Raw genomic sequence first — 6,832 nt, forward strand, 5'->3', positions numbered from 1 at the left:
TTAATGATGATTTGTCGCAAATGTAGATGCTTCGATATTCGGTGGCCGGACGATATCGTGTTCCTGGGGGAAGGCGGGATGTTTCTGACGAGGTTGCGACGGGCAGGCAGCGGCCTGGCGGGCGCCGCGCTCGCCGCCGCTGTCGTGCTGTCGGGTCACGCCCACGCCGATCCGGGGCAGCCTCCCCCGCCGCTGCCGCTGTTCACGCCGTCGCCGAGCGATTGGTCGCCGAACTTCGACATCTGGCCCTACAACACCTTCACCTCTCGGGTGACGCCCGAGATGATCTCCGGCATGTCGGACTCCTGCCAGTGGTTCAAGAGCCAATTCGACCCGCTGATGGGCCAGATCAACGACTTCAATACCTATCTCGGTGACCAGCACGACGACTATGCGGCCGCTGCGGTGCAGCGGAATGCGGACGCCGTCGTCGGCAACATCGACCGGTCGACGGCCTTTCTGACCCCGCGGGTCAAACCGTTGATCATCACCAACCAACCCGACAACTTCGGGCCGTATTCGCCGGTATACGGCGGTGAATCCATGACCCACTTGGCTTTTCAGCTGTCGCGGATCAGCGACAGCATCAAGAGAAAGGATCCGTCGGGCGTTACCCACGCGAACATCGTCTCGGCCACCGGCTGGGCGAACGCGCTTCGTGACTCCGGCGCATGCAACTGATGAACGACCGCAAACCACTGCAGACCGTCGGCAACCGGGGAACCTGGTTGGTGCGCCGCTTCCGCGTCGCGGCGGAAGGCATCGCCGACGACGAGGTCGCGCCGGCCGACGAACCCGACGTGGCCGAGGCCTCGCCTAACCAGAGCGAACAGACCGACAAAGCCGCCGAGGGTGAGGGTGAACCGCCGCGGCCGCGAAAAAGACGGCGCATCAAGCTCGTTCGTGCGATCGCCGCCGGCATCCTGGCGGCGGTGCTCGCCACCGCCGGATACGAGGGCTGGCTGCTGTTCGAGCAGCATCAGAAGGACGTGGCCGCGGCGCAAGCCCTCGATGCGGCGAAGAAATACATCCTCGCGCTGACAAGCGTGGACACCAACGCGATCGACAAGAACTTCGCCGAGGTTCTCGACGGGTCCACCGGTGAGTTCAAAGACATGTACACCAAATCAAGTGCCCAGCTGCGCCAGACGCTGATCGACAACAAGGCGGCGGCGCACGGGAATGTGGTCGACGCCGCGGTGCGCTCCGCCACCGAGGACAAGGTGGAGGTTGTGTTGTTCGTCGATCAGTCGGTGAGCAACGGCGCCGCGCCGGCGCCTCAACTGGATCGCAGCCGGGTCAAAATGACCATGGAGAAGGTGGACGGCCGGTGGCTGGCCAGCAAGGTGGAGCTGCCGTGACGCCCGACCCGGTCATTGCGCGGGGTGAACCGCCAGCGCGGAATTGATCGTCGGCGCGGGTAGTCGCGTCCACGGCCGCGGCTCCTCCGGTACTGCCGGCGGGTCGGCCAATCGGCGATGCCACCAACCGACGTCCCACCACCGTTGCTGTTTGAATCCGACCCGAGGGAAGACGCCAACGCGTCTGAAGGCCAACGCCTCATGCAAGCCGACGCTGGCGGCGTTGGGGAGGGTGATGGCCGCATAGGCGTTGATGTAGCCCTGTGCGCCAAGCAGATTCAGCAACGCGGTATACAGCCGGCGTCCTTGTCCTTGGCGGTGTATCGATGCGTCCAGGTACAGCGATACGTCCACGGACCAGCGATACGCCTCACGTGCCCGGTGCGGGCTGGCGTAGGCATATCCCTTGACGCGTGGGCCGTCCGTGATGACAAGCCAGGGCAATGTCGCGAGGGTGGTGGTCAGCCTCGACCGCATTTCTTCCACACTCGGCTGCTGCGTCTCGAAGGAAATGGCCGTGTCGCGCACATAAGGCAGGTAGACCGCGGCGACGGCCGCTGCGTCGTCCGACGTCGCCATTCGTAGTGTCATTGCCTTAGCAACGGTAATCCATCGGTGCCGGATCCCAGGAAAAACAACTTGGCCAAGAGCATTTCGGCGACGCGCCGGTGAGTGGTGTTCTGCGAAGCCGCCAGCAGCCATCCATTGTCGGTCCGCACGGCGACACTGGTATTCACCCGTGCATTGCGTCGATTGCGCTGTCGCGGCGTCTTCACCACCGCGGCATGGGCATGGATCAGCGCTGCGTCGGGAGTGAGAAACCTGACCTGGGTGGTCCTGACCGTCGGCGCCACCGAGCACGGCGCCGACGTCATGCTGGCCGGCCTGTCGGGCGCACTGCGTGATCGCCTTCCCGACCTCCGGGTGCGTTTCCGGCTCGACCGCAACGTGTCGCTGGCCGACTCCATCGACCGCGGATTGGTCGACGTGGCGATCATGCTCGACGGCGCCGGCCTGGACCGGGCCAACGCGTCGGGACTGGTTCGCCTGCAATGGGTTTCGGCGCGCACGCTGACCATCGCGCCGAAAGACCCGCTGCCGCTGGTGATCTTCTCCGAGCCTTGCACGCTGCGTGAGCCCGCCTTCGCGATCTTGGACAGCCACCGTATCGACTACGAGATCGCCGCCGAGTGCGGGGATCTGTCCGGCCTCTACGCAGCGGTGCGCTCCGGGCTGGGGGTGGCGCTGCTGCCCATGATCGGGAAGTTCCCGGACGGCCTCGGCCCGGCCGAGGGGCTGCCGCCGGCCAACAACGCGTCCATCCTGGTCCGCGGGCGCACCGGCATCGATCCGGCGCTGCTGAGCACCGTCGACACCGCGGTGCGCGACTTGCTGGCCACCGCAACCTGAATCCGCCCTTCGCTCCCAAAAACCCTGGGCGCCCGCAGGATGGGCCGTTCTTCCGAAAACGTTCCGCTGCAGCTAAAGTGGTACGTGGGGCGTGCTGTCCTGCATGGCGAACAGGGAGGGTCAAGAACTGTTTTCCCGTTCGCGCCAGATGCCGGCTACGCCATCGTGGTTCACCGCCGCGCTCGATCAAAAGCCCGAACGCTGTGACGTCGAAGTCGACGGTTGCCGCATCCGGATGCGGGTATGGGGAGCCGCAGATCAACCTCCGGTGGTGCTCGTGCACGGCGGCGGAGCGCACTCCGGGTGGTGGGACCACATCGCGCCCTTCTTTTCGCGCACCCACCGGGTGATTGCGCCGGATCTGTCCGGGCACGGCGACAGCGACCCACGCGACAGCTACGACCTGCGCATCTGGGCCGGCGAAGTGATGGCGGCAGCGGCCGCCTCCGGACCCGCGGGGCGACCGACCATCGTCGGCCACAGCATGGGCGGCTGGGTGGTGTCCACGGCCGCAATGCATTACAGCTCGAAGATCAACAGCATGCTGGTGATCGACTCACCGCTGTGGGAGCGGGCGCCCGAGGCGGGGCGGCTGCGCCGGCGCAAGCACACCGAATACCGGACTCGGGACGAGATCCTGGCCCGCTTCACGGCCGTTCCCTCGCAAGAGCTCATCCTGCCTTACGTTCGGGAGCACATCGCGGCCGAGTCGATTCGAAAGACCAGCGCGGGATGGGTGTGGAAGTTCGATCCGGCCATTTTCGGCGGTGAGTTCCTGCAGCCGACGCCCGCCGACGAAGAGTCGCTGGAGAGCATGCTGACCGCAATGCGTTGCCGCGTAGGCTATTTGCGCTGTGAGGCGGGCTTGGTGCCGCCTGCCATGGCAGAACGGATCCGCTCCCTGCTCCAGTTGCGAGGACCCTTCGTGGAGTTGGCCCAAGCGGGGCACCACCCTATGCTGGACCAACCACTGCCGTTGGTCGCGACCCTGCGCACGCTGCTGGAATTCTGGTCGATCACCTGAGGGGCGGGAAGGGAGTCCACATGGTTGAGCCGAGCACCGGCGCCTGGCCGGCGCAGCTTCCCGCGGTGCAAGTGCGGTTCGCCCGACCCACCGCCCATCTCGACCGGATCGTCGAAACTCTGCGGGCGACGACGAATGGTCGGTGGTCATGTTCGGCCTGCCCGGCGATCAATACCACCTCGAATTCGTGGCCCACCGCGACGGGATCGACGGCACCGCGCCCACCCAGGAAAACCTGCTGGTGTCCTACTTCGAGTCGGCGGCCCAACAGCAATCCGTGGCCGCCCGCTGCCGAGAGGCCGGAGCCGAGGAAGTCGTGCTCGACAACCCGTGGTGGCGGCGCAACGGAGCGGACGCTTTCTTGGACCCGGACGGGTGGACGATCGTGCTCATGCCGAGACCGGTGCCGTTGCCGGCGCCGGCAGTTTAGGCTCGAGCGCGCCGAGCCAGTTTTGCGGGCTGGTCGATGATCAGGGCCTTGCCCTGCTGGCGGATCCACCCCCGCTGGGCGAAGTCCGCAAGCGCCTTGTTGACCGTTTCGCGCGAGGAGCCGACCAGTTGGGCGAGCTCCTTCTGGGTGAGGTGATGCTCGACGCCCACCGGGCCGCCGCTGTCGGTGCCGAATCGCATTGCCAGGTCCAGGATTTGCTTCGCAACCCGGGCAGGAACGTCGGTGAAGATCAAGTCGCACAAGGTGTTGTTCGTGTGCCGAAGCCGGCGCGCGAGCACCCGCAGCAGTTGCTCGGCGATTTCGGGCCGTTCGATGATCCACGTCCGCAGGGCATTGCGGTCCATCCGGAGGGCTTCGACCTCGGTCAGGGTGATCACCGTCGAGGTTCGGGGACCCGGGTCGAAGAGCGCGAGCTCACCGAACACGTCGCCAGGGCCTAACACCGCGAAGACGGTTTCGCGGCCGTTCGCCGTCTGATGGCGAATCTTCACCGCGCCCGACACGATGACGTAGAGGTCGTCGCCCGGCTCGCCTTCGACGAAGACGGTGCGCCGGCGCGAGAAGGACACGTGTTGCAGGTGCCGCGACAACGCGGCGACCGCCTCCGGGTCGATTCCCTGGAAGATGGTGGCCTGGGCCACAATGTCGTCCACGCCGCCCCTTTCAACGCGTTTCGCACGGCGTTTGCGCGCACTAGGCGCTGCCCCGAAGGGGGCGTCTTGGCTCGCAGTCCTCGACTTTACACGAGTAGCAACATCCGTAATGCGGCAGGTGCGACGGCGGCGCGGACAGGACTACGCGGCCGGCGTCGTGGCGGTCACCTCGGAGTAATGGTTGCCGCATTCATCGCAACTAACCTGATATTCGAGCTTACTGTCTTCGCGTTACAGAAACCGGTACTGCGCCCATGCCATGCATCGCGGGCACCGTGCACGACCGTGCTCCACTGCCATGGGTTTCTCCTATGTCAAGCCGCTGCCGGTTGGCAAGGCTGGATTCGGTTTTGGTGGTCGGTGTGTAGGTGGTTGAAGACGACACGGGCCAGGCGGCGTTTGAGGCAGCGCAGGGCTTCAGTCTTGGAACCACTGACGGCGATGCGGTGCCGGTAGTAGGTCTGCCCGAGGCCGTCAAGACGGATCTGGGTAACCGCGATGCGGTGCAAAGCGGCGTTGAGTTGGCGGTTGCCCGAGCGCGTCATCCGGACTCGTCCAGCGGTGTTTCCCGACCACACCGGAATCGGCGCCACCCCGGCATGGCGGGCGAAAGCGGCCTCGCTTTTGAAACGGGTCACTCCGGCGGCCTCCCCGACGAGTTTGGCCGCGGTCAACTCCGCGCAGCCAGGAAGAGACAGCAGCACCGTGGCCACAACGCGGACACGCTCGCCAATCCGTTTGGCCAACGCGTTGATGGTCTCGGTGAGCCGGGTGATGTCGGCCAGCTCGTCACGGGCGAGCTCGGCGACCAGGCCGGGCACCGTGACCAGCCACTCACCCAGGATGCGGCGATGCTTGGCCAGATCCAGCGAACCAGCCTTAGGTGCGTGGTCGGGATCGAGTTCATGCACCCGCCACAACAGCCGGTTGATCGTCGCAGTGCGTTGCGCCACAAGGACTTCGCGACGATCCACCAACAACTTCAATTCCCGCGAAACCTCGTCATGAGAAGCGACCGGCAGATCAGGCTCCCGCAAAAATCCCCGCGCCACCGCCAACGCATCGATCGGGTCAGACTTACCCCTCGTGCGTGCACTCGCCCGAGTTTGGGCCATCAACTTCGGCGCCACCCGCACCACCGCCTGGCCAAAGCCCATCAAGTCACGCTCCAACCGGGCCGACAAATGCCGGCAATCCTCGATCGCCCACACCACCTCGGTTCCAAAGCGTTCCCGGGCCCACATCACCGCCTCGGCATGCCCCGCGGTGGTCGCCGCGACGACCTTCTCACCGAGCTTGCGCCCCACCTCATCGACCGCAACGAAGGTATGCGTGCGCTTGTGTACATCGGCTCCAACAACAACCATGGTGGTTGTGGGCTTGACCCCGTTTGGTGGACACAGGGTTAGGCGGCTTGTGCCGTCTGAGTGAATCTATTCTCGTAGTCGACGGGGCTGATCATACCGAGGGCCGAGTGACGGCGGCGTCGGTTGTAGACCNTGGGCTTGACCCCGTTTGGTGGACACAGGGTTAGGCGGCTTGTGCCGTCTGAGTGAATCTATTCTCGTAGTCGACGGGGCTGATCATACCGAGGGCCGAGTGACGGCGGCGTCGGTTGTAGACCCGTTCGATCCAGTCTCCGACGGCGATCTTGGCCGTAGCTCGACTGGGCCATAGGTGGCGGTCGTAGAACTCGACTTTTAGTGTGGCCCAAAATGATTCGGCTGCAGCATTGTCCCAACACACCCCGGTGCGCCCGACCGAGCGGGCCATATTGTGCCGGTGAGCGAACCGCGCCAGCTGTGCCGAGGTGTACTGGCAGCCACGGTCGGCATGGAAGATGACTTGCTCGGCCAGCTCGCCACGCAGCGCGACTGCCATCGACAGCGCCGACTCAACCAGGTCAGTACGCAGGTGCTCATCGATGGCCCAG

General features: G+C 65.3%; 9 protein-coding genes and 1 pseudogene. 5 read left to right on the plus strand and 5 right to left on the minus strand.

Annotated features, from left to right (window positions below; all coding sequences use genetic code 11):
* Positions 1-57 precede the first annotated feature (57 nt).
* Positions 58-681 (plus strand): hypothetical protein, encoded by a 624-nt coding sequence (locus tag H7I87_RS18290; protein ID WP_019731907.1) that lies wholly within the window; start codon positions 58-60, stop codon positions 679-681.
* Entirely contained in the window at positions 672-1,361 is a 690-nt protein-coding gene (locus H7I87_RS18295) for an Rv1363c family protein (protein ID WP_011723335.1), read from the plus strand. The genes H7I87_RS18290 and H7I87_RS18295 overlap by 10 nt, the downstream gene beginning before the upstream one ends.
* Positions 1,362-1,373: 12 nt before the next feature.
* Here the strand turns inward: H7I87_RS18295 and H7I87_RS18300 are convergent, their stop codons facing one another.
* Both H7I87_RS18300 and H7I87_RS18305 read right to left on the minus strand, forming a co-directional pair.
* A complete protein-coding gene (locus H7I87_RS18300) occupies positions 1,374-1,940 on the minus strand; it encodes an arsinothricin resistance N-acetyltransferase ArsN1 family B (RefSeq protein ID WP_009974289.1) in 567 nt (188 codons plus the stop codon).
* Between the two features lie 8 nt (positions 1,941-1,948).
* Positions 1,949-2,236, minus strand: a complete 288-nt coding sequence (locus tag H7I87_RS18305; protein WP_504928422.1) for an SgcJ/EcaC family oxidoreductase — start codon at positions 2,234-2,236, stop codon at positions 1,949-1,951.
* On the opposite strand from H7I87_RS18305, the gene H7I87_RS18310 reads away from it, so the two are divergent.
* The 3 genes and pseudogenes from H7I87_RS18310 to H7I87_RS18320 all read left to right on the plus strand — a co-directional run bounded on the left by H7I87_RS18310 (position 2,193) and on the right by H7I87_RS18320 (position 4,225).
* The gene (locus H7I87_RS18310; protein WP_504928421.1) at positions 2,193-2,771 is read left to right on the plus strand and encodes a LysR substrate-binding domain-containing protein; all 579 of its coding nucleotides are present in this window, start codon (positions 2,193-2,195) and stop codon (positions 2,769-2,771) included. The genes H7I87_RS18305 and H7I87_RS18310 overlap by 44 nt on opposite strands.
* Before the next feature lie 91 nt (positions 2,772-2,862).
* Positions 2,863-3,795 carry an alpha/beta fold hydrolase gene (locus H7I87_RS18315; protein ID WP_023864314.1) on the plus strand — a complete coding sequence of 311 codons (933 nt, stop codon included), beginning with the start codon at positions 2,863-2,865 and terminating at the stop codon, positions 3,793-3,795.
* 20 nt (positions 3,796-3,815) lie between these two features.
* Positions 3,816-4,225 (plus strand): annotated as a pseudogene (locus tag H7I87_RS18320) (VOC family protein).
* Here the strand turns inward: H7I87_RS18320 and H7I87_RS18325 are convergent.
* From H7I87_RS18325 to H7I87_RS18335, 3 genes are all read right to left on the minus strand, one after another.
* Positions 4,222-4,899, minus strand: coding sequence for a Crp/Fnr family transcriptional regulator (locus tag H7I87_RS18325; protein WP_023862071.1), 678 nt, complete (start codon positions 4,897-4,899; stop codon positions 4,222-4,224). The pseudogene H7I87_RS18320 and the gene H7I87_RS18325 sit on opposite strands and share 4 nt — an antisense overlap.
* A 314-nt stretch (positions 4,900-5,213) precedes the next feature.
* The gene (locus H7I87_RS18330; RefSeq protein ID WP_031344705.1) at positions 5,214-6,266 is read right to left on the minus strand and encodes an IS110 family RNA-guided transposase; all 1,053 of its coding nucleotides are present in this window, start codon (positions 6,264-6,266) and stop codon (positions 5,214-5,216) included.
* Between the two features lie 163 nt (positions 6,267-6,429).
* Positions 6,430-6,832 (minus strand): integrase core domain-containing protein (locus tag H7I87_RS18335; RefSeq protein ID WP_155729921.1); only part of this gene is annotated, 403 nt, incomplete at its 5' end.

The sequence above is a fragment of the Mycobacterium timonense genome (assembly GCF_025821985.1).
GTDB classification, from domain to species: Bacteria; Actinomycetota; Actinomycetes; order Mycobacteriales; family Mycobacteriaceae; genus Mycobacterium; species Mycobacterium avium.

Bases quoted from the DNA above. Each gene is read 5' to 3' on its own strand.
- H7I87_RS18305 (WP_504928422.1), bottom strand. From the start codon at position 2,236: ATGACGTCGGCGCCGTGCTCGGTGGCGCCGACGGTCAGGACCACCCAG.
- H7I87_RS18330 (WP_031344705.1), bottom strand. From the start codon at position 6,266: ATGGTTGTTGTTGGAGCCGATGTACACAAGCGCACGCATACCTTCGTT.
- H7I87_RS18300 (WP_009974289.1), bottom strand. From the start codon at position 1,940: ATGGCGACGTCGGACGACGCAGCGGCCGTCGCCGCGGTCTACCTGCCT.
- H7I87_RS18295 (WP_011723335.1), top strand. From the start codon at position 672: ATGCAACTGATGAACGACCGCAAACCACTGCAGACCGTCGGCAACCGG.